Below are 25722 nucleotides of genomic sequence, written 5' to 3'. Positions count from 1 at the left end.
GGAAGGGGGCGCGGGGGCCGCGCCGCCTCCCCGGGGGCGGCGCCTCAGGAGGGCCCGGCCAGGAGGCCGGGGAGGGCGGCGAGGCGCTCGGCGGCCTGGCCGACGATCGCGCCGATCAGCTCCTCGCACGTCGGCAGGTCCTCGATCAGCGCCACCACCTGCCCCGAGGCCATCACGCCCAGGTCCGGGCGGCCGTCCACCATCGCGGCCTTGAGCAGCATCGGCGTGTTGGCCGCCATGAGCACCTGTGACCAGGTCAGCTCCTTGCCGCGCTTCATCGCCAGCCCGTCGCGCACCATCGCCGGCCACGACAGGCCGGAGATCCTCCTGAACCGCGCCGCGTTTCGCACGGCCCGGACCAGCCCGGTCACCCGGCCCGACCGTTCGAGCCGGTCCACCAGGTCGGTCCGCAGCACCCGGTGCGGCATGCCGTCCACCTGCCGGGTCACCACGGTCTCGGCCGCGCCCAGGTACGCCCGCTTGACCGCCTCCGGCACCGAGCTGTCGGCGGTGAGCAGGAAGCGCGTCCCCATCGCCACCCCGGCCGCGCCGTACGCCAGGGCCGCCGCGAGCCCGCGCCCGTCGAAGAAGCCGCCCGCCGCGATCACCGGGATGTCCACCGCGTCCACGACCTGCGGCAGCAGCAGCGTCGTGGCGACCGGGCCGGTGTGCCCGCCGCCCTCGCCGCCCTGGACGAGCACCGCGTCCGCGCCCCACGCGGCGACCTTCTCCGCGTGGCGGCGCGCCCCGACCGACGGGATCACCACGACGCCGGCGTCCTTGAGCCGGGCGATCAGCTCCCGCTTGGGGGCGAGCGCGAAGGAGGCGACCCGCACGCCCTCCTTGACCATGAGGTCGACGCGCTCGCCCGCGTCGGCCGAGTCGGCGCGCAGGTTGACCCCGAACGGCGCGTCCGTGCGCTCCTTCACCTCGCGGATGGCCGAGGCGAGCTGCTCGGGCGTCATCGTCGCCGACGCCAGGACGCCCAGGCCCCCGGCGTTCGCCACCGCCGACACCAGCCGGGGCCCGGCCACCCAGCCCATGCCGGTCTGCACGATCGGATGGCGGACCCCGGTGAGCCGGGTCAGGGGCGTGTCGAGCACCCGCCCGGTCACGGCCGGACCTCGCGGTCGCGCCGCCCCTCGGGGTCGAGCACCTCGCGGATCAGCCGCAGCTCCTCGCCCGTCGGCCGCCGCGTCTCGGGCACCTCGGCGGGCACGTCCAGCGCGAACCCGGTCCTCCCGATGATCTCGGCGACCTCCACGCCCGGATGCGCCGACAGCAGCCGCATCGTGCCGCCCGGCCCGCCGAGGTCGAAGACGCCCAGGTCCGTGACCACCCGCCGCAGGCCGTGCGCCCCCCGGTCGGTGCCCACCCCCGAGACGGTGTCCACCCGCTCGACGAACACCCGCGTGGAGTGGCGGGGGATCCAGTAGCTCGTGGGGTTCAGCCGGGTGTTGCCGGGCGCGCCGCGCACCCCGAGGAGCTGGGAGACGGGCTTGGCCCAGGGGCCGATCGCCGAGATGTTGGTGTTGCCGTGCCGGTCGATCTGGGAGGCGCCCATCATCACGTGCCGCCGCCCGTTCAGCACCAGCCACAGGTGGTCGCGGAACGGCATCCAGCCCTCGACCGCGCCCGCGGGGGCCCCGAGCGGGATCGGCTCGGCCGTGAGCAGCGCGCCTCCGTCGGTGGTGAGCAGGCCGGGCTCGAAGGTGAGCCGGGCCAGCCGCGCCCCCAGGACCGAGCAGACGCCCATGGCGGCGGCCAGCACCTCCCCGTCGCCCCGCCACGCCTCCGCGCAGGCCACCACGCAGACCTCCGCCCGGGTCGCGTCGCTCCCGCTCGCCGCGCCGGCCGGCGCTCCGCTCATCGCTCCGCCCCTTCGTCGATCGTCTTCCGGTACGCCGCCCACGCCTCCGGGTCCGCCGCCGCCGTGGCGTACGCCCGCTGGGCCGCCTCGTCCCGCCCGTAGTCCGGGGCGCAGTCGGTGAAGCCCGCCCCGCCCGGCGCCTCCACCACGCCGTCCACGTGCATGCGGCTGATCAGCAGCGTCTGCGGCGGGCCCTCGTCCAGCACGTCCACGACGCGCTCGCACGAGACGTAGGCCCGCCCGGCCGCCTTCACGAACAGGTCGTCCAGGTACGGGTCGGGCCCGAGGTACTGCCCGTTGCCCCGGCGGTCGGCGCGGTTCATGTGCACCAGCGCCACGTCCATCCCCAGCGGCGGCATCGCCACGACCTCCTGCCCGCCGTACGGCGAGCGCACGGTGGCCAGCCCCGGGTTGACGGCCATCACGTCCGAGCCGAGCCCGGCGGGCGTGGGCAGGAACGGCAGGTTGTGCGCCGCCGCGTACAGGCCGAACATGAACATGCCCTCGTCGTACTCGGTGAACTCGATCACGCCGTTCTGGCGGGCCGCGCGGAAGTGGGGCTCCAGCGGGATCGAGTCGAGCGTGACGAACGGCGCCACGACCCGCCGCACCTTGCCGTACGCGCACAGCAGGCCCACGTCCGGCCCCCCGTAGGAGATCACCGTCAGGTCGGTGACGGGGGAGCGGCAGACCGCCTCGACCAGGGCCATCGGCTTGCGCCGCGAACCCCACCCGCCGACGCCGACCGTCATGCCGCTCTCCAGCGTCGCGGCGACCTCGGCGGCGGTCATCACCTTGCCCGCGCCGCCCGCCGCGACCGGCTCGCCCCCCGTGCCCGCCGTACGGCCCGGGGCGGTCATCGCTCGCCGCCCAGGAAGGCGTCGCGGTGCCGGTCCCCGGCGCCGGCGAGGTTGAGCTCGAACGTGAAGCCCTGCTCGAACCGGTAGCTGCGCTTGACGTCCACCGGGTCGATGCCGTTCAGGGACTCCTTGGCGGCGCGGATGACCTGGCGGTCCTTGGCGGCGATGCCCCCGGCGACCTCCAGGGCCCGCGCGCGCAGCTCGCCGGGCGGCACGACCTCCAGCACGCTGCCGTGGTGGTGCAGCTCGGCGGCCGTCACCGTGCGGCACGTGTAGACCATCGCGCGCATGAGGTGCTGGGGAACGAGCCGGGCCAGGTGCGTGGCCGCGCCGAGCGCGCCGCGGTCCACCTCCGGCAGGCCGAAGTAGGCGTCCTCGGCCGCGATCACGATGTCGGCGTTGCCCGCCAGGCCGACCCCGCCGCCCAGGCAGAAGCCGTGGACCGCCGCGATCACCGGCACCGCGCACTCGTACACCGCCGCGAACGCCGCGTAGCACCCCCTGTTGGCCCCGATCAGCGCGTCGAAACCGGCCGTGGCCTGCATCTCCTTGATGTCCACGCCCGCGTTGAAGCCGCGTCCCACGGCGCGCAGCACGACCGCCCCCACGTTCTCGTCCCGCCCGGCGGCGGTCACCGTGGCCGCCAGGTCGTGCCAGCCGCGCACGGTCAGGGCGTTGACCGGCGGGGCGTCGACGACGATCTCCGCGACCCCTCCGTGGTGCTTCGTAGTGGAGATGTGCATAAGCTACCTTTCCACCTAACGTTTGTTAGAAGGAACGTAGCAGATGACCCTTGCGCTGGACCTGACCGGAAAGCTGGCCGTCGTCACCGGGGGAGTGCGGGGCGTCGGCCTCGGCATCAGCCGCGCCCTGCTGGAGGCCGGGGCCGACGTGATCGCGGTGGCCCGGCGGCGGCCGGACGCCCTGCCCGAGGCGGCCGGCCGCACCGCCCGCTTCGCCTCGCTCGACGTGCGCGACGCGGCCGCCGTCCAGGGGTTCATGGACGGGCTCGACCGGCTCGACGTGCTGGTCAACAACGCCGGCGGCAGCCCCTTCCTGCCGGTCTCCGACGGCGACCCGGCCGTCCACGCCAAGATCATCCAGCTCAACCTGACCGCGCCGCTGATCGTCTCCCGCGCCGCCGCGCCCGTGATGCGCAGGAGTCCGGGGACCGGCTCGATCATCATGGTCAGCAGCGTCAGCGCCGTCCGCCCCTCGCCCGGCACCGCCGCGTACGGCGCGGCCAAGGCCGGGCTGGAGAGCCTGACCGCGTCCCTCGCGGTGGAGTGGGCGCCCCGGGTGCGGGTCAACGCGATCACGCTCGGCATGGTCCGCACCGAGCGGTCCCACCTGCACTACGGCGACGAGGAGGGCGTCGCCGCCGTCGCCCGCACGGTCCCCCTGGGCCGCCTGGCCGAGCCCGCCGACGTCGGCCACGCCTGCGTGTTCCTCGCCTCCGACCTGGCCGCGTACGTCACCGGGTCGGCCCTGCTGCTGCACGGAGGGGGAGAGCGCCCCGCCTTCCTCGACGCCGCCAACGTGAACAAGGAGACGACATGATCTGCCGGGATCGGGTGGTCGTGGTGACCGGCGCGGGCCGCGGCCTGGGCCGCGCCCACGCCCTGGAGTTCGCCCGCCAGGGCGCGCGCGTGGTGGTCAACGACCTGGGCGTCAGCCGCGACGGCGCCCCCGAGCCGGGCGGCGGCCCGGCGGCCGAGGTCGTCAGGGAGATCGAGGCCCTGGGCGGGCGCGCGGTCGCCAGCGGGCACGACGTGGCCGACGAGCGGGGCGCGCGGGAACTGATCGCCACCGCCCTGGAGGAGTTCGGGCGCCTGGACGCCCTGGTCAACAACGCCGGGTTCCTGCGCGACCGGATGCTGGTCAACCTGGGCCTGGACGACTGGGAGGCGGTCCTGCGGGTCCACCTCACCGGGCACTTCCTGCCGCTGCGCGCCGCCGGCGCGCACTGGCGCGCCGAGGCCAAGGCCGGCCGCGCGGTGGACGCCCGGATCGTCAACACCTCCTCGGGCGCCGGCCTGCTCGGCAGCGTCGGCCAGGGCAACTACGCCGCCGCCAAGGCCGGGATCGTCGGCCTCACCCTGGTCGCCGCCGCCGAACTGGCCCCCTACGGCGTCACCGTGAACGCGATCGCCCCGGCCGCGCGCACCCGCATGACCGAGGAGGTCTTCGCCGCCACCATGGCCCCGCCGGAGCCCGGCGCGTTCGACGCGATGGCCCCGGAGAACGTGTCCCCGCTGGTCGTCTGGCTCGGCTCGGCGGACTCGCGCGGCGTCACCGGCCGGGTCTTCGAGGCCGACGGCGGGCGGCTGTGCCTCATGGACGGATTCCGCCACGGCCCGGCGATCGACAAGGGCGCCCGGTGGGACCCCGCGGCCGTCGGCCCCGCCGTACGCGACCTGATCGCCCGGGCCCCCGACCCCGAACCGGTCTACGGAGCCCGCTGACCGGTCAGAGCATCCGGCGCAGGCGCAGGATGTCGCTGAAGCTCGCCTCCATCTTGACGCGCCCGGTGAGGAGGGCGGGCGCGAAGTCGAGGCGTTCGGCGACCAGGTCGACCAGGTCGTCCGAGGTCATGGTGAAGCGCACGTCGGCGTCGGTCACCTGGCCGTCGTACTCGTCCACGCCGTCCACGCCGTCGGCGCGGAGCTTGGCCTTGAACGTCACGTTCAGGTCGCGGACGTAGCAGCTCACGGTGCGCTCGACGATGTGCCTGCGCCGGGTCTCCGCGTCGATCTCGGAGAGCCGGCCGACGAGATCGCGCAGCGCGTCCCGGCACTGCTCCATGGTCGCCAACGTCAACGCCCCCCGTCGCTCAGGTCGATACGGTTCACAATTCCATCATGTACGGAATGTAGCTTCCCGTGCCCCGTCGTTTTCCGCATCCCGCTCTCTTCACGGTACGGCTCGCGCCCGCGCCGCCGTACGCCGCCCGCCCCGCCGTACGCCCGCCGCCGCGCGCCGTACATGCCGCCACGCCTGAGGGGGCGCGCGGGCGTCCCGCGCGCGCGGCGGCGGCGTGAGACGGGCGTGTGTGCGGCCACGCGGGCGGGGCGGCTGTAGCGTTGGGGGTCGTCAGGAAGGGCATGTCGGGGAGGGGACCGGATGGGCGAGCCCGGGGCCGGGGCGACCGGCGTCGATGGCGCGGGCGCCGAGGGCGCCGGAGCCTGGGGCACCGGAGCCTGGGGCACCGGAGCCGGGGGCGCGGCTGTCGAGAGCACCGGCTTCGAGAACACCGGCGTCGAGCGGGTGGACGCGGCGCTCGCGGGGCTGGGCGCGCTCGCGCGCACGCCGACCTCCGAGCACGTCGCGGTGTTCGAGGACGTGCACCGGGGCCTGCAGGCCGCCCTGGCCGAGGTGGACGACGGCCAGGACGGCCAGGACGGCGACCAAGGGGAGAACGGCCGGTGAGCCGCCGGATGAGACTCGACAGCGAGCTGGTCCGGCGCGGGCTGGCACGTTCCAGGGAGCAGGCCGCGCGGCTCATCGAGGCCGGGCGCGTGCGCGTCGGCGGCCAGGTCGCGGGCAAGCCCGCCACGCAGGTGGACACCGCCGCCGCGATCCTGGTCGAGGAGCCGCCCGCCGACCGGCCCGACTACGTCTCGCGCGGCGGGCACAAGCTCGCCGGCGCGCTGGCCGCGTTCATGCCGATGGGGCTGACCGTGAAGGGGCGGCGCTGCCTGGACGCCGGCGCGTCCACCGGCGGCTTCACCGACGTGCTGCTGCGCGAGGGCGCCGCGCACGTGCTCGCCGTGGACGTCGGGTACGGCCAGCTCGCCTGGTCGCTGCGCAACGACGAGCGGGTGACCGCGATGGACCGCGTGAACGTGCGCGACCTCACGCCCGAGCAGGTGGGGGAGCCGCCGAGCCTGGTGGTCGGCGACCTGTCGTTCATCTCGCTCAAGCTGGTGCTGCCCGCGCTGGCCCGCTGCGCCACCCCCGACGCCGACTTCGTGATGCTGGTCAAGCCGCAGTTCGAGGTGGGCAAGGACCGCGTGGGAGCCGGCGGCGTGGTGCGCGACCCGGCGCTGCGGGCCGAGGCCGTGCGCGGGGCCGCGCAGGCCGCGGAGGAGACGGGCCTCGGGCCGCTCGCGGTGGTGGCGAGCCCGCTGCCGGGGCCGTCGGGGAACGTGGAATACGTGCTCTGGTCGCGCGCGGGCGCCGCGCGGCGGTTGCAGGATGAAGACGTCGAACGCGCCGTGACGGAGGGCCCGCAGTGAGTAAGCGCACCGTACTGGTCGTCGCCCACACCGGGCGCAGGCCCGCCCGCGTGAGCGCGCGCCAGGTCATCGAGAGGCTCGCCGACGCGGGCATCGCGGTGCGCGTCCTCGACGGCGAGGCCGAGGAACTGGCCTGCCCGGGGGTGGACGTGGTGCCGTCGATCGCGGCCGCGGCGGAGGACACCGAGGTCGTGATCGTGCTCGGCGGCGACGGCACGCTCCTGCGCGCCTCGGAGATCGCCCGGCCGGCGGGCGCCCCGCTGCTCGGCGTGAACCTCGGCCACGTCGGCTTCCTGGCCGAGGCCGAGATGGAGGACCTCGACGAGACCGTCGATCGGATCGTCTCGCGCGCCTACGACATCGAGGAGCGCATGACGGTGGACGTCGTGGTGCGCCTCAACGGCACCACCCTGACCCGCACGTGGGCGCTCAACGAGGCCACCATCGAGAAGGCGTCGCGGGAGCGGCTGCTGGAGGTCGTCGCCGAGGTGGACGGCCGGCCGCTGTCCCGCTGGGGCTGCGACGGCGTCATCTGCGCCACCCCGACCGGCTCCACGGCCTACGCCTTCTCCGCCGGCGGCCCGATCGTCTGGCCCGAGGTCGAGGCGCTGCTGATGGTGCCGATCAGCGCCCACGCCCTGTTCGCCAAGCCGATGGTGGTCTCGCCGCGCTCCACGCTGGCCGTGGAACTGCTCCCGCAGACGCCCGGCGGCGTCCTGTGGTGCGACGGCCGCCGCCGCTTCGACCTGCCCCCGGGGGCGCGCGTCGAGGTGGTCCGCGGCGAGCGCCCGGTCCGCCTGGCCCGGCTCCACGGCCTGGACGCCACCGGCGCCCCCTTCACCGACCGCCTCGTCGCCAAGTTCGACCTCCCCGTCCAGGGCTGGCGGGGCCGCCGGGCCCCCTCCTGACCGAGACCCGGACCCGCTCCACCGCCCGCGGCCTCGCCGTACCGCGGAGGGCCGCGCCTTCCCTCGGGAACGCGTCTCGCGAACCGGGCGGGGCCGTTCCCGGGGACCCCTCCGGGCCGCGCGCCTCCCCCGTTCCCGCCGCCGCGCGGCCCGGCGGAGGCGGGAAGGGAATGGGTTGGCGGGGTTTGCCCTTGGCTGCCCCAGGAGGGGGGATCGCGCGACGGAGGGTCGTTTCAGCGGGGCGAGACCGTAGGATCGTGTGCGCGACGATCCGATGACATGGGGAGGCGACCTAGTGCGGCCTAGGGTCGAGGAGGTCCGGATCCAGGGGCTCGGGGTCATCGACGAGGCGGTCCTGGAGCTGTCCCCCGGGTTCACGGTGGTGACGGGCGAGACCGGGGCGGGCAAGACGATGGTCGTCACCGGTCTCGGGCTGCTGTTCGGAGGGCGCGCGGACCCCGCGCGGGTGCGCCCCGGGGCCGCCCGCGCCATGGTCGAGGGCACCCTGGTCGTGGACGCCCGGGGGCGGGTCGCCGAGCAGGTGGCCGAGGTGGGCGGCGACATCGAGGACGGCCGGCTCATCATCGCGCGGTCGGTGTCGGCCGAGGGCCGCTCCCGCGCGTGGCTCGGCGGGCGCTCCGTGCCCGTCGGCACCCTGACCTACCTCGCCGACGACCTGGTGGCCGTGCACGGCCAGATGGACCAGCAGCGGCTGCTCCAGCCCGCCCGCCAGCGCGAGGCCCTGGACCGGTACGCCGGGGAGGAGCTGCACAAGCCCCTGCGCGAGTACCAGGCGGTCTTCCGTCGGCACCGCGAGGTCGCCGCCGAACTGGAGGAGATCACCACCCGGGCCCGCGAGCGCGCCCAGGAGGCCGACATGCTCCGGTTCGGCCTGGAGGAGATCGAGGCGGTGGACCCGCGCGCCGGCGAGGACGCCGAGCTGCGCGCCGAGGAGGAGCGCCTGGCCCACGCCGACGCGCTGCGCACCGCCGCCACCACCGCCCACGCCGCGCTGCTGGGCGACCCCGCCTCCGCCGAGACCGGCGCCGACGCCCTCACGCTCGTCGGCGAGGCCCGCAACGCCGCCGAGGCCGTACGCCATCACGACCGGGAGCTGGCGGGGCTGGCCGACCGGCTGGCCGAGGCCGGATACCTCCTGTCCGACGTCGCCACCGAGCTGGCCGCCTACGCCGAGTCGGTGGACTCCGACCCCGCGCGGCTGGCCGCCGTGCAGGAGCGGCGCGCCGCGATCGCCGGGCTCACCCGCAAGTACGGCGCCGACGCCGCCGAGGTGCTGGAGTGGGCGCGGCGGGCGGCGGCGCGGCTGGGCGAGCTGGAGGGCGACGACGACCGGGTCGGGGCGCTGCGCGCCGAGCACGCCGAGCTGGCCGCGCGCATGGAGGCGCTGGCCGCCGAGCTGACCGGCATCCGGGAGAAGGCCGCCGAGAAGTTCGCCGCGGCCGTCACCGCCGAGCTGACCGCGCTGGCCATGCCGCACGCGCGCGTGTCGGTCGAGCTGACCCGCGCCGCCCAGTACGGCCCGCACGGCGTCGACGAGGCCGAGCTGCGCCTGGCCCCGCACCCGGGCGCGCCGCCGCTGCCGCTGACCAAGGGCGCGAGCGGCGGCGAGCTCAGCCGCGTCATGCTGGCGATCGAGGTGGTCTTCGCCGGCGCCGACCCGGTGCCCACGTTCGTCTTCGACGAGGTGGACGCGGGCGTGGGCGGCGCCGCCGCGGTCGAGATCGGCCGCCGGCTGGCCCGGCTCGCCCGCACCGCGCAGGTGATCGTGGTCACCCACCTGCCGCAGGTCGCCGCGTTCGCCGACCAGCACCTGCTGGTGGAGAAGTCCGGCGACGGCACCGTGACCCGCAGCGGCGTCACCACGCTCACCCCCGAGGCGCGCGTGCGCGAGCTGTCCCGCATGCTCGCGGGCATGGCCGACTCCGAGCTGGGCCGCGCCCACGCGGAGGAGCTGCTGGAGACCGCGGCCCGTGACAAATCGCACAGTTCCTCCCCGGCCTCCCCGGCGCCGGGTCCCGGGTCCTCGGCGGAAACGGCGGGCCGGCGACGTGGGCGATGAACGGGGGGAGACTCCTGAGAACACGGCGACGGGGGAGATGAGCGCCCCCGCGGCGCGCGTGGACGACGGAGCCGGGGCCGCCCGCGCGGCCGCGAACGGCGCGGACGCGGAGCGGGAGACGGCCGGTGACTCCGGGGAAGGCGGGGGCTCGGCGCGCCCGCCCTCTGGCAGGATGGTCACGATGAAGGTCCCAACCTTTCGGGTTCCGGGCCTCCGACGCAAGAAGGCGCCAGACCTTCCCGGGGTCGCGGGCGTGGCGAGACTCGATCGGCGGACCAAGAGGCTGACCAAGCGGCTGCGGCCCGGCGAAATCGCGATCATCGACCACGTCGACGTGGACCGCGTGAGCGCGGAGGCGCTGGTCGCCTGCGGATGCGCCGCCGTGGTCAACGTCGCCACCAGCATCAGCGGGCGCTACCCCAACCTCGGCCCGCAGATCATCCTCGACGCCGGCGTGCCCCTCGTGGACGACGTGACCCCCGAGATCTTCGAGCGGGTGCGCGAGGGCGACGAGCTGCGCGTCTGCGACGGCCTGCTGTACCTCGGGGACGAGATCGTCGGCAAGGGCACGGTCCAGACCGAGGAGAGCGTGGCCGCCGCCACCGCCGAGGCCAAGGCCGGGCTGTCGGTGCAGCTCGAGGCGTTCGCCGCCAACACGATGGAGTACCTCCGCCGCGAGCGCGAGCTGCTCATCGACGGCGTGGGCGTGCCCGAGATCCGCACCCGCCTGGAGGGCCGGCACGTCCTCATCGTGGTGCGCGGCTACCACTACAAGGAGGACCTGGTCACCCTCCGCTCCTACATCCGGGAGTACCGCCCGGTGCTCATCGGCGTGGACGGCGGGGCCGACGCCCTCATCGAGGCCGGCTACCTGCCCGACATGGTGGTCGGCGACTTCGACTCGATCTCCGACCGGGCCCTGACCTGCGGCGCCGAGCTGGTCGTGCACGCCTACCGCGACGGGCGCGCGCCCGGCCTGGAGCGCGTCACCGCCCTGGGACGCGAGGCCGTGATCTTCCCGGCCACCGGCACCAGCGAGGACGTCGCCATGCTCCTCGCCGACGACAAGGGCGCGAGCCTCATCGTCGCCGTGGGCACCCACGCCACGCTCGTGGAGTTCCTGGACAAGGGACGCGCCGGCATGGCGAGCACCTTCCTGACCCGGCTGCGCGTCGGCAGCAAGCTGGTGGACGCCAAGGGCGTCAGCCGCCTGTACCGCAGCCGCATCTCGACCTCCTCGCTGTTCCTGCTGGTCGCGACCGCGCTGGTCACGATCGCCGTGGTGCTGTCCTACTCCCCGGCCGGGGAGATCTGGCTCGCCGGGCTGCGCGACCTGTGGAACGGCTTCGTCTTCTGGCTCTTTGGACTCTTCTCGTGATCGACTTCCGCTATCACCTCGTCTCCATCGTCGCGATCTTCCTGGCGCTGACCATCGGGATCGTGCTGGGGAACACCGCGCTTCAGGAGCCCGTCGTGCAGGGGCTCAAGGGGACGACGGAGCAGTTGCGGAAGACCAACGACGCGCTGCGCGCGGAGAAGGCCGACCTGGAACGGCGCGGCAACGGGGCGGCCCGGTTCATCGAGGCCAGCGAGAAGCAGCTCGTCTCCGGGCTGCTCGCGGGCGAGCGCGTGGTCATCGTCGAGACCCCGGGCGCGCCCGGCGCGGCGCGCGAGCCGATCAGCCGCCTCATCACCGAGGCCGGCGCCACCATCAGCGGCCGCGTGGCGATCCAGGACAAGTTCCTCGACCCCCGCCAGGCCGGCTTCATCGAGGGGCTCGTCGGGCAGACCAAGCCCCCGGCCGTGCAGATCCCCCCGAACGCCACGACGTACGCCAAGGCGGCCGCCGTGCTCGGCGACGCGCTCATGACGCCCGACACCGCCCAGATCAACCGGGAGTACCGCGAGGGCGGGGCCGTGCTGGACACCTTCCGCGAGGCGGGTTTGCTGACTTACGACGAGGACCCCTCCCGGCGTGCCACACTCGCCGTGGTGATCGCCCCGCAGAAGCCCTACGAGGGTGAGGCGGCGGCCGGGCAGACGGCGGCGCTGGTGTCGCTGGCCGAGGGCCTGGACGCGGCCGGGCGCGGGGCGCTCGTCGGGGGCGTCCCCGACGCCGCGGCCGGCGGCGGACTGATCGCCGCGCTGCGGTCCGGCGAGGCCGAGTCCCGCGTCTCCTCCCAGGACGCGATCGACACGGCCTTCGGCCGGGTGGTGGTCGTGCAGGCGCTCGCCGAGCAACTGGCCGGGAAGACCGGGCAGTACGGCATCGGCGAGGACGCGACCGCCCCCCTGCCGTCGCCGGTCCCGTCGCCCCCGGCCCCGGCCACCCCCGCGCCGACCCGCTAGCCGGCACGCGCGGGCCGCCCGAGGAGACCTCTAGGACCTGAGGAGCACATCGCCGTGAAGAGCTTCGCCGCCGCCCTCGCCGGGGCGTTCGCCGGCGCCGCCGCCGCGCGCGCCGCCTACGCCGCCCTGACCCGCCGGGTCCCGGCCGGCGACGAGACCTGGGGCCGCGTGAACCACCGCGGCGAGCCCGTCACCCTCCTGGAGGGCCCGGCGTTCGTCGCGGGCTCGGCCGCCGCCGTGGCCGCCGCCCCGGGCCTGCCCGCCCGCCACCGCGCCGCCGCGCTCCTCGCGGCGCTCGGCGCGGGCGCCCTCGGGGCGTACGACGACCTGCGCGGCTCCGGCGCCTCCCGGGGCTTCCGCGGCCACCTGTCCGCCCTCGCCCGCGGCGAGGTCACCAGCGGCGCCGTCAAGATCGCGGGCATCGGCGCGACCGGGCTGGCCGCCGCCGCGATCGCCCCCCGCCCCGCCCGCCGTACGGCAGGCGCGGCCGGCGGTCCGGGAGCCGGCGGCTCGGCGGCCGGCGGCTCGGCGGTGGGCCGGGCGGCGGACACGCTCGCGTCGGGGGCGCTGATCGCCGGGGCGGCGAACCTGGCGAACCTGTTCGACCTGCGGCCCGGCCGGGCGATCAAGGCCGGGATGATCGCCGGCCTGCCGCTGCTCGCGACGGCGCTGGCCCGGCGCTCCCCGGCGGGGGCGGCGCTGGCCGCCGTGCCGCTGGGCGCGGGCTTCGCGCTGCTGCCCGAGGACCTGGGCGAGCGGGCCATGCTCGGCGACGCGGGCGCGAACGCCATGGGCGCGCTGCTCGGCCTCGCGGCGGCCACCACCCTGCGCTGGCCCGGGCGGCTGGCGGCCCTGGCCGGAGTCGCCGCGCTCACCGCGGCCAGCGAGAAGGTCAGCTTCACCAAGGTCATCGCCGCCAGCCCGGTGCTCAACCGCATCGACATGCTCGGCCGCCGCCCGGCCGCCCCCGCGCCCGTCTCCCCGGACGGCGCGGACGAGCCCGCCGACGACGGCGGCGGCGTGGCCGGGGACCCGGCGGGGAACGGCGTCGTCGTGCCCCTCCCGGTCGCCGGGGAGGCGGGCGCGAGCCGTACGGGCGAGCGGAACGGCTCCGGGCCGGCCACCGCCGCAGGGGCTCCATGACGCCGCCGCGGCGGCGGATCCTCGCAGGTCTGGCGGGCGCGGCGGCGGGCATCGCCGTCGTCACCGCCCTGTCACGCGTCATCGGGTTCGGGCGCAACTACGTCCTGGCCCACTCCATCGGCACGGACTGCCTCAACACCGCCTACAACACCGCGAACTACGTGCCGAACATCCTGTTCGAGCTGGTCGCGGGGGGCGCGCTGGCCGGGGCGGTGGTCCCGCTGCTGGCCGGGCACGCCGCCGATGGCGGCCCGCAGGCGCGCGAGCACATGTCGCGGGTCACCTCCGCGCTGCTCGGGTGGGTCCTGGTCGTCCTGGTGCCGCTCAGCCTGCTCGTGGCCGTCCTGGCCGTTCCGATCATGGCGGCGCTGGCGGCCGGCCCCGGCTCGGGGCCGGCGTGCGACGCCGGGGACGTCGTCGAGGTCGGGGCGCGGATGCTGGTCGTGTTCGCCCCCCGGACGATCTTCTTCGGGCTCGCCGTCGTGCTGTACGGCGTGCTCCAGGCGCACCGCAGGTACCTCGCGCCCGCGCTGGCGCCGCTGGTGTCCAGCCTCATGATCATCGTGGTGTACCTCGCGTTCGTGCCCATGGCGCACGGCGCGCAGAAGGACCTGACCGCGCTCACCCGGCCCGCCGAGCTGGTCCTGTCCGTCGGCACCACGCTCGCCGCCGTCGCGATGGTGGCCGTCGTGGCCGGTCCGTTCGCCCGCCTCGGCCTGCGGATCCGGCCCACGCTGCGCTTCCCCGAGGGCGTGGCGGGCCGCGCGCGCCGCCTGGCCGGGGCCGGGCTCGTGCTGGTCGTCATGCAGCAGCTCGCCATGCTCGTCGTCATCCCGCTGGCCAACGCCCACGGCCCGGGCATGATCGGCGCGTACGGCTACGCGTGGGCCGTCTTCCAGCTCCCGTACGCCGTCCTCGCCGTGCCCATCGCCACCAGCGCCTTCACCGCGCTGTCCGCCCACCGCGCCCGGGGCGAGGACGAGGCGTTCGACGACGTCGCCGCCCGCACCACCCGCGCGGTGCTCCTCGTCACCGGCGGCGCGGCCGGGGTACTCGCCGCCGTCGCCACCCCCGTCGCCCGCGTCTTCCTGCTGGACACCGACACCGCCGTCGCCCCGGAGACGCTGGCCCGCGGGATCGCCCTGTTCGCCCCCGGCCTCGCCGGCTACGCCCTCCTCACCCACCTCGGCCGCGTGCTGTACGCCCACGGCCGTACCCGCCCGGTGGCGCTGGCCGGCGTCACGGGCTGGACCGTGGTCATCGCCGCCCAGGTCGCCCTGGCGCTGAACTCCTCCGCGCCCTGGGTCGTCGGCATGCTGGGCCTGGCCTCCACGGCGGGCCTGACCCTGGCCGCCCTCCTGCTGACCGCCGTGGTGGCCCGCACCCGCGGCCCCGCCGCCCTGCGCGGCCTGCCCCGCACCGCCGCCGCCGCGGTGCTCGGCGGCCTGGCCGCGTACGCCGCCGGCGCGGCCGTGGTCCACGCCCTGGGCCGGGACGCCGGGAAGCTCGCCAGCCTCGGCGTCGGCCTCCTGGCGGCGGTCGCCGCGACCGCCGCCTTCGCCCTCATCGCCTACGCCCTGTCGTCCCGCGACCTGCGCGCGCTCCTGCCCCGCGCCCGCGCCTGACGGCACTCCCCGGGGCCGCGGGCTCACCCTCGCGGTGGTCACCGGTGAGCGCGAGAGGCGGATCGGCCCCGGGGCTCGCTCGGGGATGTGAAGGGGCCTTCGCGGCCGGGGTGCCGTGGGGGGTGGGCGGGATGCGGGAGGATGGGGCCGTCGTGAACGGGTCGGCGGTGAGCGAGGGGGCGGCGGTGCGGGTCGGGTTCGTGCTGGGGACCAGCGCGGGGGGTGTGGGGCGGCACGTGCGGATGCTGGCCCGGGGGATGACGGAGCGGGGCGTGACCGTCGTCGTGGCCGGGCCCGCGGCCACCGAGGAGGCGTTCGGGTTCGCGGCGGCCGGGGCCCGGTTCACGGCCGTGGAGATCGCCGACCGGCCGCGGCCCGGGGCCGACCTGCGGGCCGTGGCGCGCCTGCGGCGGGTGCTCGCGGGGGCCGGGGTGGTGCACGCCCACGGGCTGCGGGCCGGGGCCCTCGCGGCGCTGGCCCGCGCGGGGCGGCGGCAGCGGCTCGTGGTGACGCTGCACAACGCGCCCACGGCGGGCGGGGCGGTCGCTGCGGTGTACGGCCTGCTGGAGCGGATCGTGGCCGCCCGGGCCGACCTGGTGCTGGTGGTGTCGCCGGACCTCGGGGAGCGCATGCGGGCCCGGGGCGCGCGCGGCGTCGCCCCCGCCGTGGTGCCCGCACCGGCCCCGGCTCCGTCCGGGCGCGACCCGCGCGAGGTGCGGGACGCCCTCGGCGCGGGGGACCGGCCGGTGGCGCTGACCGTCGCCCGGCTCGCCCAGCAGAAGGGGCTGGACACGCTGCTCGCGGCCGCCGGTCACGAGAGGCGGCCGCTGTGGGCCGTCGCGGGGGAGGGGCCGCTCCGCGCGGACCTGGAGCGGGGCATCGCGGCCGGCGACCTGCCGGTCAGGCTGCTCGGCGACCGCGGGGACGTGCCCGACCTGCTCGGGGCCGCCGACGTGGTGGTGGTGCCCAGCAGGTGGGAGGGGCAGCCGCTGATCGTGCAGGAGGCGCTGCGGGCCGGCCGGCCCCTCGTCGCCGCCGACGTCGGCGGCATCCCGGGCATGGTGGGGGAGGCGGCGCTGCTCGTGCCCGCCGGAGACCCCGGAGCCCTGGCCGGCGCCGTCGCCCGCGTCCTCGACGACGAGGCCCTGCGCGCGCGGCTGGCCGCCGAGTCGGCGCGGCGGGGCGCGGCCCTGCCCGGGGAGGACGACGCGGTGGACGCGGCCCTCGCGGCGTACGCGGAGACCGGGGCCTGAGCCTCCGGCCGGAATCGGCTTGAGCCTCCGGCCGGAATCGGCTTGAGCCTCCGGCCGGAATCGGCTTGAGCCTCCGGCCGGAACCGGCCTGAGCCCGCTGCCGGGACCCGCGCCTGAGCCTGGGGCCGGAACCCGGATTCCGGGCCGGCGGGAACCCGGGCGGGAGGCCGTTCGTTCTAACCAGGAGGATCGGGTTAGGTCACCCAAACGCCGGCCGTTATACTGAGCAGGGTAGGGGGGGAGTATCCCTTCGCGACATCCTCGTCATCACGGCCGGTCCCAGGTTCGGGCTCGCCCGGGGTTGTCGGTCCGTCCCGAGCGGGCGGGAGAGACCTCCGGCTTGTGTCGACCGTGCGCGCCGGAGGAAGTGAATCGTGGATGTATCCGCATGGGCATGGGCCGCCGTCATCGGTGGTCTGCTCCTCGTGCTCGCCATCGACCTTTGGATAGTCGACCGGGGTGGCCCCCGGGAGTTCACGATGCGGCAGGCGGGCGCCTGGGTGGGCTTCTACGTCACCCTGGCCGTCCTGTTCGGCATCGGGTTGTGGCTGGTCGAGGGTGGCGTCAAGGCGGGTGAGTTCTTCGCCGGCTATCTGACGGAATACAGCCTGAGCGTCGACAACCTGTTCGTCTTCTACATCATCATGGCCCGCTTCGCCGTGCCCAAGGCGAACCAGCACAAGGTGCTGCTCATCGGCATCCTGATGGCGCTGGTCATGCGCGGCGCGTTCATCGCGCTGGGTTCAGCCGCCCTGTCGCGGTTCAGCTGGCTGTTCTACATCTTCGGGCTCTTCCTGATCTACACCGCCGTCCAGCTCGTGCGGAACCACGACAAGGACGAGGACGTCCCCGACAACGTCGTCCTGCGCTGGGCCCGCCGGGTGCTGCCCTCCACGCCGGACTTCCACGGCTCCAAGGTGATGGTCCGCGAGAACGGCCGCCGCCTGTTCACCCCGATGCTGATCGTGATGATCGCGATCGGGACCACGGACCTGCTGTTCGCGCTCGACTCGATCCCGGCGATCTTCGGCCTCACCCAGGACGCGTTCATCGTCTTCACCGCCAACGCGTTCGCCCTGATGGGCCTGCGCCAGCTCTACTTCCTGCTGGGCGGCCTGCTCCAGAAGCTCGTCTACCTCAGCTACGGCCTGGCCTTCATCCTCGGCTTCATCGGCGTCAAGCTGATCCTGGAGGCGCTCCACTCCAGCGGCGTCCACTGGGCCCCCGAGGTGCCGATCTGGCTCTCCCTGTCGGTCATCGGCGTCACCATGACCGTCACCACCATCCTCAGCCTGGCCAAGTCGCGCCGGGAGGGCTCCTCGGGGGAGGGCGGCGCGGGCCCTAAGACGCCCGAGGTCGAGCACTCGGCGGGCGCGCCCCGCGGCTGACGACCGCCGCGCGGCCGTGCCGGTCAGCACCCTTTTCGTCCGGATATCGCCCGTCACCCGAGGTGGCGGGCGACACCCGCTTCCGGGGCCGCCCGCACGCCGGGCGCCCTGGCCGGAGGCGTACGGCGGGGCGCGGCCGCGCGGGAAGGCCGGTGGGGCCGGGATCCCCGGTGGGCGCGGAAGTTCCGGCGGGCGGGCATAACCGGGCGGCCGCCGGGTGTTCATGTATGGAAGGCCCGAAGAAGGGTGAACGCAGCGGGCCGATGCACGACCAAGCCGGCCCCGGGTCGGTTAGCATCCTGGATCAGGTAGGAACGCATACCGGTCCGTGGCTCCAGACATCAGCCCATAACCCACAAAGGTTGTCCGTGTCTCACGATTCAGCGCAGGCCCCCCGACGTGTACGTCTGGCGCGCGGCGCGTCCCCGTGGTTGCTCCCGACCGCGGCCGGCGCCCTCGCGGCGACGTTGATGACCCTCCGGTCCCGTCGATGGGCGGCCGTCGCCGCACCAGCGCTCGCCCTCACGGGCGGGATGTTGTGGTTCTTCCGCGACCCCGAGCGCACTCCCGGCAAGGGGCGCGTGCTCTCGCCCGCCGACGGCGTGGTGCAGAGCATCGACGCCTGGCACGACGGCCGCACGCGCGTGGCCATCTTCATGAGCCCGCTCAACGTGCACGTGAACCGGGCCCCGCTGGCCGGCACGGTCACCTCCGTCGAGCACCGGCCGGGAGGCTACCTGCCCGCCTTCAACAAGGACAGCGACCGCAACGAGCGCGTCGTGTGGCACTTCGACACCGAGCTCGGCGACATCGAGGTCGTCCAGATCGCCGGCGCCGTCGCGCGCCGCATCGTGCCGTACCTCGCGGGCGGCGCGAAGGTGGCCCAGGCCGACCGGATCGGGCTCATCAGGTTCGGCTCCCGCGTGGACGTCTACCTGCCCGAGGGCATGGAGCCCGCGGTGGCGGTGGGCGAACGCACGACAGCGGGGGTGACGCGTCTTGACCGCGGCTGACGCAGGCTGGAGCGTTCCCCCGGCCGCCTCCGAGCTGCCCGAGTCCGAGCTGCCCGGGTCCGAGGAGCCCTGCGGCCCCGTCGGCAAGGCGTTCCGGCTCTCCGGGGCCGACGCGCTGTCGCTCGGCAACGCGATCTGCGGCTTCCTGGCCGTCTGCGTGCTCGCCGCCTCGGCGATCGACGCGCTGAAGAGCGGCGGCCCGTTCGTCCCCGACCAGCGCTACTACGCCACGGCCGTGGTGCTGATCCTCATGGGCGCCACCTGCGACCTGTTCGACGGCCTGGTGGCCCGCCGGTTCCGCGCGTCCGCCATGGGCGCCGAGCTGGACAACCTGGCCGACGTGATCAGCTTCGGGTTCGCGCCCGCGTTCATGGTCGCGACCTGGGCCGGTTTCTCCAACGCGCTGCCGCTGCCGGTGGCCCTCGGCGCGGCGGGCGCGGTCCTGCTGGCCGGCGTCGTGCGGCTCGCGAGGTTCGCCTGCGTCAAGACCAAGAGCGGCGACTTCATGGGCCTGCCCATCCCCATGGGCGCGATGACGGTGATCTCGATCGTGCTGCTGTTCAAGCCGTCGTACTACGCCATCGCGGGCATCGTCGTCGTGGCCTGGCTCATGGTCAGCCGCATCGAGTACCCCAAGCCGCGCGGCAACCTGGCGGCCCTGGTGTTCGCCTGGATCGTCGTGAACGTGGGCTGCCTGTCGATCTGGGCCGCCAACCTGCCCGGCGGCGACCAGCTCATCCTGGTCGGCGCGTCGATGCAGATCGCCCTGGTCGCCGGCATCCCGCTGCGCATGGTCATGTTCCGGCGCGCCCTGCGCAAGGAACGCGTCTGACCGGTCGTCCGCCGGCCGGTCGAGATCACAGGAGAGGGAGTGGCCCGCGGGCCGCTCCCTCTTTCGCGTCCGCCGTGCTTCGGGCCGGGCCGTGCGCGTGGGCCGCCACGTCCGGGCCAGGCCGTACGCCTTGGGCGGGCCGGGCGTGCGCGGCCGCCCGGTCTGGGCGGGCGGCCGCGGGACGCCGGGCGGCGACTCAGCGGATCCGGTCGAAGACGTCCAGGTCGAAGGACGTGTCCATGGCGTCCTGCCAGTGCTCCCGGCCGTCCTTGTCCTCCTCGTCGTGCTTGCCGTTGTCCTCGTCCTCGAAAATCTCGACGTCGAAGCCCTCGGAGCTGTTGATGATGCCCATCACGCCCTCGTCCTCGTCCGCGAACGCCGGGGCGGCGAACAGGGAGCCGGCGATCGCGCCGATGGCCAGGGCGGCGGCGGCAGTTCTGATCTTCATGTGAAGGAATCCTCCGGTGATCTGGCATGTCATGCGCCCCGGACCAGGCCCGGAGCGTGATCGAGCCTGCCCGGCGCGATCACCGGCGACACCACGCGACACGGAGGAATGATCACTTCGTGTACTCATTTGGGCGGCCCATTGCCGCCCCGTGGGACCCCCGATCAGGTCTCGCCCGCCCGGGCGGCGAAGACCTGGGCGATGCGGTCGGCCGCGGCGGCGGGATCGTCGGCCCGGCCGACCAGGTCGCCCCAGGACCAGCGGTAGAACCAGGCGGCGGCCCCGTCCTCGTCGGCCACGGCCACGCAGTCGACGGTCTCGGTGAGCATCGAGACGTCGGGATCGGTCAGGCGCAGCGAGGGCGGCTGTGCCCGCAGGCTCGCGGCGAGACCGCGCTCGTGGAGCTGTTCCGCCAGCTTGCCGAGGAAGTAGGTCCGGGTGTGCTCGCGAGACTTGGCCTCCATGCCCCCATTCAACAACAGGGGCGGCGGTCCCCGCCTCCAGCGCAAAACGTGAGCAAGGCTTGCCCCGCCCGCGAGTGAGGCGGCCGGACCGGGGGAGGAGGGCCCCAGAACGGACACACGGAGGTGAGCGAGATGGCCCGGGGCCGCGACGTGATGGATCTGCCCGACGACCACGCGCGGGTCTTCGAGGCGGTCTCCCGGCTCGAGACCGCGGGCGAGCCCGCCTACCCGCAGCGGGTCGCCGAGGTGGCCGGGTGCGACCTGGGACGCGCGAAGGAGGTCCTCAGTGACCTCGTCAACGACTACGACCTGGTCACCCGGGTGGGCGAGGCCGACACGCCCGACTTCGGCCCGCGTTACGTGCTGCAGCCCGAGGACTGAAGGAGAGCGCCATGAGCGAGCAGGACCGCCGAGACCTGCGGCACGCCCCCGGCAACCAGGGGGACTCGCCCCGGCTGAACGTGGGCTCCGAGCACCCCATGGACCCCGAGGACCTCACCATGGCTGACGGCGAGGACCCCACGCCGGAGAATGTCGAGCGCCACCGCCGCCTGCTGGAGGAGAAGGGCCGCCGCGCCATCGACGAGTCGGCCCCCTGACGCCTGGCGCGGGCATGCGCGCCCGCCCGCGCCCCGTGACGGCCTCTCAGGACGCGGTGCTCCCCCGCACGGGCGCGGAGCCGCGCGGGCGGCTGGGGCCGCCTGAGGGCCGCTGCGCCGTACGGCACGAGGCGGACTGGACGGGACTGGACGGGGCGGGGCTGTGATATGCGGCATAGCCCCGCGCACTTGTGCTCTGACCCTCCGTTGCCCCATTAATGGTGGGGTCGGAATCGCCGTCGGCGGGGGTTGTGCAGTGTCTGGGAGCGGCGGGGCGCCTGGCTCGGCCCGAGGGTCGCTGAAACTGCCGTCGGGACGGCACGGCCTCTCGCGGTCCTTCGTCGCCGAGAACCAGCGGGGCCGCATCCTCGCCGCGGTCGCCGCGGTGACCAGCGACCTCGGCTACTCCGGGCTGACCGTGGAGACGATCATCGCCGCCGCCGGGGTGTCGCGGCGCACGTTCTACGAGTTCTTCCGCAACAAGGAGGACGCGTTCCTGGCGGCCTACGACGACGCCGTCGTACGGCTGAGCCGCCGGCTCATCGAGGCGATGGAGACCGGGCGGGACCCGATGGAGCGGCTGCGCGGGACGATCGGCGGCTACCTGGGGTTCGTGGCAGAGCAGCCCGAGCTGGCGCGGATGTGCATCGTGGAGGTGCTGGCGGCGGGTTCGGAGGCGATACGGCGGCGCGACGCGGCGATGCGCGCGTTCAGCCAGGCGCTCGAACCCGACATCCGGGAGCTGTTCCCCGGCGGCGTCGCGCCCGAGCTGCGGGCCGAGATGATCGTCGAGGGCGTCTACGGCATCGTCTACACGCGGGTGCTCCAGGGCCGGATCGGCGAGCTGCCGGGGCTGCTGGAGGGGCTGTTGCATGCGGTGCTCTCTGGGGCCCGCGCGTAATCACCCCTTACGGACCTGCGCTAATCCGGGGAGGGCCGAAGTCCGGGCCCCGCTGAACAGGAGATTTGCGGCGATGTCCGCATTCGGTCGGACATCCTGTCCGATCCTCCATTGACGTGGGAAACACGGGGATTTACAAATCTTCCAGACACATTCGTGTCTATCACTACGGCGGGTCCGGCGAGCACCCGCCGAGCGCACTCTCGGGGGCCGGGACGCGGTGCGGCCTGCGCGAGTCCAGGCAGCCGCGCGCGCATGCGCCGTGTCCGACGAAACGGCTGGACCGCAGCAAGCGAGGAGTGGCAATGAACGTCCTCAGAAGAGCCGGAACCGTCCTGCTGGCCGTCGTCGCGGCGACGGCCATCACCGCGACGTCCGTCCACGCGGCGGGCACGACGATCCGCAGGGACAACGGCTCCGGCCCCGCCTACTCGGGCAGGTGGCAGGCGACCAACATCGGCAACGTGACGATCACGGGCACCAGCTCCGCGGGCACCATCGTCACCACGTGCTCGAGCGTCACGCTCGGCGGCGGCATCAACTCCGACGGCACCGGCGGCTCGATCGACAACATCAACATCCCGACCTGTCCCAACAACAAGGGCGGCACGACGGTCATCACCGCCGAGAACCTGCCCTACACCCACGCCGGCCAGACCGTGGCGTACGTCGGCGCCAACCCCGGGATCAACGGCAAGCTCACCGCGGTCGACCCCGACGTGAAGGTGAAGGCCGTGATGACCATGACCGGCTTCCCGACGCAGACCTGCTACTACGGCTTCGGGTCCACCGTCACGCAGCTCGAGATCGACCTCTACAACCGTGACAACCCCTCGCGGCCGGACCCCGGCCAGGACGAGAGCCAGGCCAAGATCGCCAACGACGCCCTCGACCGGCTCGCCGGCAGCACCAGCCTGTGCCCGGCGAAGGTCTACGCGAACGGCAACGCCAAGCTGCGGGGCGAGAAGGTCGCGGGTTCGGGCGTCTACGACGAGAAGCTGTACCTGACCTCGTGAGGAGAGGAATGAGGCCGACTCTCAGGCCGACCCTGAGGCGTCTCGCGGCGGCGGCGTTCGCGCTGCCGCTCGCGGGGGCCCTCCTGGGGACCGCCCCGGCGGGAGCCGCGACGCAGGAGATCCCGGCGTTCGACTTCCGCGACTGCCCGCCGCTGCCCGCGGGCGCGGACCCCTTCGCCTGGCAGTGCAACCAGATCATCGTCACGTCGGGCACCATGAAGCTGGGCAAGGTGGAGCAGCCCGTCACCAAGCCCATGTCCATCACCTACACCACCGGCTACGACCCCGGCGTCCCCGGAGTCGAGTTCATCTTCGGCAGGCTCAGGGCCGAGCCGATGCCGGTGCCGGGCGGCCTCATCGGCACCCCGGGCAGCGACCCCATCGACCTGCTCAAGGTGTCCGCGCTGCCGAAGTACGCCGGCCACCTGAGCTTCCCCGACGGGGGCCTGAACGCCAGGCTGGACATGAAGGTCCAGATGCTCAACCGGAACCTGCCGCAGACCTGCCACATCGGATCCGACACGGACCCGATCAAGCTCAACCTGACGCCGGTGGGCGACATCGAGATCCCCTCCGAGGACCCGATCGTCCTGAAGGCGACGATGCAGGACACCGCCTTCGCGGTTCCCGGCGCCAGCGGGTGCGGGCTCCTCAACGGCGTGGTCAACCGGCGGGCCGGCATCCCGTCGCCGTCCGGGGGCAACTCCGCGACGCTCACGCAGTACGTGTCCTTCAAGAACTACGGCGAGTTCTGACCGACGGCGGACCGCCGGGCGCCCTCCCGCGGCCCGGCGGTCCGCCGCCTCTCCGCGCCGTCGGGGGCGGCGCGGCCGTACCCCCACCGCTCATGAATCCGTCCCCCGAGCTCCCCGAGGAGAGAGATGAGCAGGATCCGACGCCGCCTGGCCGCGGCGCTGGCGGCGCCACTGGCCCTGGCGCTGGTCACGGCCACCCCCGGCACCGCCTCGGCCCGATCGGCGGCCGCGACGATCCCGTCGTTCGACTTCGCCGACTGCCCGCAGCTCCCCGCGGGCGCGGACCCCTTCTCCTGGCAGTGCAACCAGATCATCGTCTCGTCCGGCACGATGAAGCTGGGCAAGGTGGAACAGCCCATCTCCAAGCCCATGTCCATCACGTACGCCACGGGCTTCGACCCGGGCGTCCCGGGCGTGGAGTTCATCTTCGGCAAGCTCCGCGCGGAGAAGATGAAGGTGCCCGGCGGCCTCATCGGCGTCCCCGGTAGTGACCCGATCGACCTGACCAGCGTCTACGCCCTGCCCAAGTACGCCGGTCACCTCAGCTTCCCCGACGGCGGCTTCAACGCCCGGCTCTGGCTGCGGGTCCAGCTCATCAACCCGCTGCTGCGCAGCACCTGCCACATCGGCACGACCAGCAACCCGATCAAGCTCAACCTGACGATGGTCGGCGACGCCGAGGTCGTGTCGGAGGACCCGGTCGTGCTCAAGCTGACCGTCCAGGACAACACCTTCGCGGTGCCCGGCGCGAGCGGCTGCGGCCTGTTCAACGGCGGCCTGCTCGACAAGACCGTCAACCTCCGCGCGGGCATCCCCTCGCCCTCCGGCAGCAACTCGGCGAACTTCACCCAGTTCGTCTCCTTCAAGACCTACTCCGACATCCCGGCCGCGGCCCGGGTCGCCCCGCAGTCGGCGACCGCGGACGAGCAGGCCGAGGCGGCCGCCGCTGCCGCCGCCGAGCAGTGATCGGCTGACGGCGCACTTCACGGCCGGGACGCTCCGCGCGTCCCGGCCTCGCCGTTTCCCGGGGCAGGCCGTCCCGGCCCGTCTTCCGGGCCCGTCCTCCCGGGGCCGCGCCTCCCGCCGCACGACGGAGCCGCCCGCCCGCCGCACCCCCTGCCCCCGCCCCCTGCCCCCGCCCCCTGCCCCCTGCCACCGCCCCCTGCCCGCCGTACGGCGGAGCGGGGGCGCGCGCCGACGTGCCCCGAACCGGGCGCGGACGTGGGCGTTCGCCGTACGCAGGGGGACGGGACGGAAACAGGGGGTGAATTGGGGCTTGCGCGAGGGTCGCCGGGAACCTACGCTCCAAATGTCTAATAGGAAAGTTTCCTAATAGTTCGGGAGCCGAGATGGCGCGATCTCCGCCCGGGAACCGGAAGCGAGCGACGCCCCCTCCTCGTCACGCGGCCGGTCACGTGTGACCATCCTCCGGATCCCCGTATCCGGTTCCCCCGAGGATCTCGGTCCCCCGAGGAGCTTCCCCCGATGCGACGCGCATTCCGCCTGCTCACCCTCCTGGCGCTGGTGTTACCGGCCGCCACGGTCCTGAACCCCGCCGCGGCCCACGCCGCGCCCGCCACCGCCGCCTTCGCCAAGACCGCCGACTGGGGCTCGGGGTTCGAGGGCAGGTACACGATCACGAACGGCACGACGAGCACGATCAACGGCTGGAAGGTCGAGTTCGACCTGCCGGCCGGGCACTCCATCGGCTCGCACTGGGACGCGAGCCGCGCCCAGAGCGGCCAGCACTACACGTTCACCAACGTCTCCTGGAACGGCACGCTGGCGCCGGGCGCGTCGGTGACCTTCGGCTTCCTCGGCAGCCCTGGCGGCGCGGCGGCCGTGCCGCAGAACTGCAAGCTCAACGGCGCGCCCTGCGACGGCGGCCCCGGCGACGACACGACCCCGCCGAGTGTCCCGGGCAACGTGCGTTCGACGGGGACGACCTCGACGTCGATCTCGCTGGCGTGGAACGCCTCG

29 protein-coding genes are annotated in these 25722 nt (G+C 74.5%); 22 read left to right on the top strand and 7 right to left on the bottom strand.

The genetic code is table 11. The features are described from left to right. Positions 1-44 precede the first annotated feature (44 nt). The 4 genes from D5H75_RS39160 to D5H75_RS39145 form a co-directional block, all read right to left on the bottom strand. Positions 45-1115 carry an NAD(P)H-dependent flavin oxidoreductase gene (locus D5H75_RS39160; RefSeq protein ID WP_119931688.1) on the bottom strand — a complete coding sequence of 357 codons (1071 nt, stop codon included), beginning with the start codon at positions 1113-1115 and terminating at the stop codon, positions 45-47. Then, positions 1112-1870, bottom strand: a complete 759-nt coding sequence (locus tag D5H75_RS39155; protein ID WP_119931687.1) for a CoA-transferase subunit beta — start codon at positions 1868-1870, stop codon at positions 1112-1114. The genes D5H75_RS39160 and D5H75_RS39155 overlap by 4 nt, the downstream gene beginning before the upstream one ends. Then, entirely contained in the window at positions 1867-2661 is a 795-nt protein-coding gene (locus tag D5H75_RS39150) for a CoA transferase subunit A (protein ID WP_119931717.1), read from the bottom strand. The genes D5H75_RS39155 and D5H75_RS39150 overlap by 4 nt, the downstream gene beginning before the upstream one ends. Positions 2662-2726: 65 nt before the next feature. Then, positions 2727-3473: an enoyl-CoA hydratase family protein gene (locus D5H75_RS39145; RefSeq protein ID WP_119931686.1), complete on the bottom strand. Its 747-nt coding sequence runs from the start codon at positions 3471-3473 to the stop codon at positions 2727-2729. Positions 3474-3516: 43 nt separating this feature from the next. Between D5H75_RS39145 and D5H75_RS39140 the strand changes: the two genes are divergently transcribed. Together D5H75_RS39140 and D5H75_RS39135 are read left to right on the top strand one after the other, a co-directional pair. Next, positions 3517-4290, top strand: coding sequence for an SDR family oxidoreductase (locus tag D5H75_RS39140; protein ID WP_119931685.1), 774 nt, complete (start codon positions 3517-3519; stop codon positions 4288-4290). After that, on the top strand, positions 4287-5195 hold the full coding sequence (locus tag D5H75_RS39135; protein ID WP_119931684.1) for an SDR family oxidoreductase: 909 nt from the start codon (positions 4287-4289) through the stop codon (positions 5193-5195). The genes D5H75_RS39140 and D5H75_RS39135 overlap by 4 nt, the downstream gene beginning before the upstream one ends. Positions 5196-5199: 4 nt before the next feature. Here the strand turns inward: D5H75_RS39135 and D5H75_RS39130 are convergent, their stop codons facing one another. Beyond that, positions 5200-5535 carry an SCP2 sterol-binding domain-containing protein gene (locus D5H75_RS39130; RefSeq protein WP_119931683.1) on the bottom strand — a complete coding sequence of 112 codons (336 nt, stop codon included), beginning with the start codon at positions 5533-5535 and terminating at the stop codon, positions 5200-5202. Positions 5536-5853: 318 nt separating this feature from the next. Here D5H75_RS39130 and D5H75_RS39125 point away from each other — a divergent pair, with 318 nt between their 5' ends. From D5H75_RS39125 to pssA, 12 genes are all read left to right on the top strand, one after another. Then, positions 5854-6159, top strand: coding sequence for a hypothetical protein (locus tag D5H75_RS39125; RefSeq protein ID WP_119931682.1), 306 nt, complete (start codon positions 5854-5856; stop codon positions 6157-6159). Then, positions 6156-6968, top strand: a complete 813-nt coding sequence (locus D5H75_RS39120) for a TlyA family RNA methyltransferase (protein ID WP_277950009.1) — start codon at positions 6156-6158, stop codon at positions 6966-6968. The genes D5H75_RS39125 and D5H75_RS39120 overlap by 4 nt, the downstream gene beginning before the upstream one ends. Then, positions 6965-7876, top strand: coding sequence for an NAD kinase (locus tag D5H75_RS39115; RefSeq protein WP_119931681.1), 912 nt, complete (start codon positions 6965-6967; stop codon positions 7874-7876). The genes D5H75_RS39120 and D5H75_RS39115 overlap by 4 nt, the downstream gene beginning before the upstream one ends. A 274-nt stretch (positions 7877-8150) precedes the next feature. Further along, positions 8151-9956, top strand: coding sequence for a DNA repair protein RecN (gene recN, locus D5H75_RS39110; RefSeq protein WP_119931715.1), 1806 nt, complete (start codon positions 8151-8153; stop codon positions 9954-9956). A 181-nt stretch (positions 9957-10137) separates the two neighbouring features. Further along, complete coding sequence (gene steA, locus D5H75_RS39105; RefSeq protein WP_119931714.1) at positions 10138-11334, top strand: putative cytokinetic ring protein SteA; 1197 nt, start codon at positions 10138-10140, stop codon at positions 11332-11334. Further along, positions 11331-12305: a copper transporter gene (locus tag D5H75_RS39100; protein WP_119931680.1), complete on the top strand. Its 975-nt coding sequence runs from the start codon at positions 11331-11333 to the stop codon at positions 12303-12305. The genes steA and D5H75_RS39100 overlap by 4 nt, the downstream gene beginning before the upstream one ends. A 54-nt stretch (positions 12306-12359) precedes the next feature. Then, positions 12360-13448, top strand: a complete 1089-nt coding sequence (locus D5H75_RS39095; RefSeq protein ID WP_422674087.1) for a hypothetical protein — start codon at positions 12360-12362, stop codon at positions 13446-13448. After that, on the top strand, positions 13445-15073 hold the full coding sequence (murJ, locus tag D5H75_RS39090; protein WP_119931679.1) for a murein biosynthesis integral membrane protein MurJ: 1629 nt from the start codon (positions 13445-13447) through the stop codon (positions 15071-15073). Before D5H75_RS39095 ends, murJ begins: the two co-directional genes overlap by 4 nt. Positions 15074-15204: 131 nt before the next feature. After that, on the top strand, positions 15205-16326 hold the full coding sequence (locus D5H75_RS39085; RefSeq protein ID WP_119931713.1) for a glycosyltransferase family 4 protein: 1122 nt from the start codon (positions 15205-15207) through the stop codon (positions 16324-16326). A 374-nt stretch (positions 16327-16700) separates the two neighbouring features. After that, positions 16701-17714, top strand: coding sequence for a TerC family protein (locus tag D5H75_RS39080; RefSeq protein ID WP_119931678.1), 1014 nt, complete (start codon positions 16701-16703; stop codon positions 17712-17714). Positions 17715-18082: 368 nt separating this feature from the next. Then, the gene (locus D5H75_RS39075; RefSeq protein ID WP_242454771.1) at positions 18083-18727 is read left to right on the top strand and encodes a phosphatidylserine decarboxylase; all 645 of its coding nucleotides are present in this window, start codon (positions 18083-18085) and stop codon (positions 18725-18727) included. After that, positions 18714-19559 (top strand): CDP-diacylglycerol--serine O-phosphatidyltransferase, encoded by an 846-nt coding sequence (pssA, locus tag D5H75_RS39070; RefSeq protein WP_242454770.1) that lies wholly within the window; start codon positions 18714-18716, stop codon positions 19557-19559. Before D5H75_RS39075 ends, pssA begins: the two co-directional genes overlap by 14 nt. A gap of 196 nt (positions 19560-19755) precedes the next feature. Here pssA and D5H75_RS39065 read toward each other — a convergent pair whose 3' ends face one another. Further along, positions 19756-20007: a hypothetical protein gene (locus tag D5H75_RS39065; protein WP_119931676.1), complete on the bottom strand. Its 252-nt coding sequence runs from the start codon at positions 20005-20007 to the stop codon at positions 19756-19758. 164 nt (positions 20008-20171) lie between these two features. After that, positions 20172-20471, bottom strand: a complete 300-nt coding sequence (locus D5H75_RS39060; protein ID WP_119931675.1) for a hypothetical protein — start codon at positions 20469-20471, stop codon at positions 20172-20174. Positions 20472-20594: 123 nt separating this feature from the next. Between D5H75_RS39060 and D5H75_RS39055 the strand changes: the two genes are divergently transcribed. From D5H75_RS39055 to D5H75_RS39025, 8 genes are all read left to right on the top strand, one after another. After that, positions 20595-20852: a hypothetical protein gene (locus tag D5H75_RS39055; protein WP_119931674.1), complete on the top strand. Its 258-nt coding sequence runs from the start codon at positions 20595-20597 to the stop codon at positions 20850-20852. Positions 20853-20863: 11 nt separating this feature from the next. Next, complete coding sequence (locus D5H75_RS39050) at positions 20864-21070, top strand: hypothetical protein (protein WP_202638959.1); 207 nt, start codon at positions 20864-20866, stop codon at positions 21068-21070. Between the two features lie 35 nt (positions 21071-21105). After that, positions 21106-21237 carry a hypothetical protein gene (locus tag D5H75_RS44470; protein ID WP_277950008.1) on the top strand — a complete coding sequence of 44 codons (132 nt, stop codon included), beginning with the start codon at positions 21106-21108 and terminating at the stop codon, positions 21235-21237. 89 nt (positions 21238-21326) lie between these two features. Further along, on the top strand, positions 21327-21971 hold the full coding sequence (locus D5H75_RS39045; RefSeq protein ID WP_119931673.1) for a TetR/AcrR family transcriptional regulator: 645 nt from the start codon (positions 21327-21329) through the stop codon (positions 21969-21971). 305 nt (positions 21972-22276) lie between these two features. After that, positions 22277-22987 (top strand): hypothetical protein, encoded by a 711-nt coding sequence (locus D5H75_RS39040; RefSeq protein ID WP_119931672.1) that lies wholly within the window; start codon positions 22277-22279, stop codon positions 22985-22987. Between the two features lie 8 nt (positions 22988-22995). Continuing rightward, complete coding sequence (locus tag D5H75_RS39035; protein WP_119931671.1) at positions 22996-23742, top strand: hypothetical protein; 747 nt, start codon at positions 22996-22998, stop codon at positions 23740-23742. Between the two features lie 126 nt (positions 23743-23868). Continuing rightward, entirely contained in the window at positions 23869-24708 is an 840-nt protein-coding gene (locus tag D5H75_RS39030; protein ID WP_119931670.1) for a hypothetical protein, read from the top strand. Between the two features lie 519 nt (positions 24709-25227). Continuing rightward, positions 25228-25722 (top strand): cellulose-binding domain-containing protein (locus tag D5H75_RS39025; RefSeq protein ID WP_202638951.1); only part of this gene is annotated, 495 nt, incomplete at its 3' end.

This window comes from Bailinhaonella thermotolerans (genome assembly GCF_003594875.1).
In the GTDB taxonomy this organism is placed as follows: domain Bacteria; phylum Actinomycetota; class Actinomycetes; order Streptosporangiales; family Streptosporangiaceae; genus Bailinhaonella; species Bailinhaonella thermotolerans.
Note: the sequence above shows the minus strand (reverse complement) of the source record. Positions and strands in the feature narration are given on the sequence as shown.

Excerpts from the sequence above, each read along its gene's own strand:
- steA (WP_119931714.1), top strand. The coding sequence starts at position 10,138 with ATGAAGGTCCCAACCTTTCGGGTTCCGGGCCTCCGACGCAAGAAGGCG.
- D5H75_RS39145 (WP_119931686.1), bottom strand. The coding sequence starts at position 3,473 with ATGCACATCTCCACTACGAAGCACCACGGAGGGGTCGCGGAGATCGTC.
- D5H75_RS39125 (WP_119931682.1), top strand. The coding sequence starts at position 5,854 with ATGGGCGAGCCCGGGGCCGGGGCGACCGGCGTCGATGGCGCGGGCGCC.
- D5H75_RS39155 (WP_119931687.1), bottom strand. The coding sequence starts at position 1,870 with ATGAGCGGAGCGCCGGCCGGCGCGGCGAGCGGGAGCGACGCGACCCGG.
- D5H75_RS39135 (WP_119931684.1), top strand. The coding sequence starts at position 4,287 with ATGATCTGCCGGGATCGGGTGGTCGTGGTGACCGGCGCGGGCCGCGGC.
- D5H75_RS39140 (WP_119931685.1), top strand. The coding sequence starts at position 3,517 with ATGACCCTTGCGCTGGACCTGACCGGAAAGCTGGCCGTCGTCACCGGG.
- D5H75_RS39130 (WP_119931683.1), bottom strand. The coding sequence starts at position 5,535 with ATGGAGCAGTGCCGGGACGCGCTGCGCGATCTCGTCGGCCGGCTCTCC.
- recN (WP_119931715.1), top strand. The coding sequence starts at position 8,151 with ATGACATGGGGAGGCGACCTAGTGCGGCCTAGGGTCGAGGAGGTCCGG.
- D5H75_RS39085 (WP_119931713.1), top strand. The coding sequence starts at position 15,205 with ATGCGGGAGGATGGGGCCGTCGTGAACGGGTCGGCGGTGAGCGAGGGG.
- D5H75_RS39150 (WP_119931717.1), bottom strand. The coding sequence starts at position 2,661 with ATGACCGCCGCCGAGGTCGCCGCGACGCTGGAGAGCGGCATGACGGTC.
- D5H75_RS39050 (WP_202638959.1), top strand. The coding sequence starts at position 20,864 with ATGAGCGAGCAGGACCGCCGAGACCTGCGGCACGCCCCCGGCAACCAG.
- D5H75_RS39035 (WP_119931671.1), top strand. The coding sequence starts at position 22,996 with ATGAGGCCGACTCTCAGGCCGACCCTGAGGCGTCTCGCGGCGGCGGCG.
- D5H75_RS39040 (WP_119931672.1), top strand. The coding sequence starts at position 22,277 with ATGAACGTCCTCAGAAGAGCCGGAACCGTCCTGCTGGCCGTCGTCGCG.
- D5H75_RS39060 (WP_119931675.1), bottom strand. The coding sequence starts at position 20,471 with ATGGAGGCCAAGTCTCGCGAGCACACCCGGACCTACTTCCTCGGCAAG.
- D5H75_RS39065 (WP_119931676.1), bottom strand. The coding sequence starts at position 20,007 with ATGAAGATCAGAACTGCCGCCGCCGCCCTGGCCATCGGCGCGATCGCC.
- murJ (WP_119931679.1), top strand. The coding sequence starts at position 13,445 with ATGACGCCGCCGCGGCGGCGGATCCTCGCAGGTCTGGCGGGCGCGGCG.
- D5H75_RS39030 (WP_119931670.1), top strand. The coding sequence starts at position 23,869 with ATGAGCAGGATCCGACGCCGCCTGGCCGCGGCGCTGGCGGCGCCACTG.